This is a genomic window from Mesorhizobium sp. M5C.F.Ca.ET.164.01.1.1 (assembly GCF_004792125.1).
GTDB classification, from domain to species: domain Bacteria; phylum Pseudomonadota; class Alphaproteobacteria; order Rhizobiales; family Rhizobiaceae; genus Mesorhizobium; species Mesorhizobium wenxiniae.
Window position 1 is genome coordinate 1 of sequence record NZ_SRTG01000475.1, and the last position, 302, is coordinate 302.

The 302-nt window shown below is 61.6% G+C and carries 1 protein-coding gene; it reads left to right on the forward strand.

The annotated features are described in order from the left end of the window. The coding region (locus EN807_RS34350) for a substrate-binding domain-containing protein (protein WP_145972478.1) at positions 1–291 on the forward strand (291 nt) is incomplete at its 5' end. Positions 292–302 lie beyond the last annotated feature (11 nt).

The following is a 302-nucleotide window of genomic DNA, read 5'->3' on the forward strand; positions in this document are numbered from 1 at the left end:
ATCGCCAATAACGACGAAATGGCGATCGGCGCCATTCAGTCTCTGAAGGCTGCTGGCAAGGACATGAAGGATTATGTCGTCGCCGGTGTGGACGCCACGCAGGATGCTCTCGCCGCCATGCAGGCGGGCGATCTCGACGTCACGGTCTTCCAGGACGCCGCCGGTCAGGGTGCCGGCGCGCTCGACGCCGCGCTGAAGCTCGCCAAGGGCGAGAAGGTGGAACACAAGGTCTATATCCCGTTCCAGCTCGTCACCCCGGCGAACATCGACAAGTTCTTGAAGAAGAACTGAGCTGCGCCAAC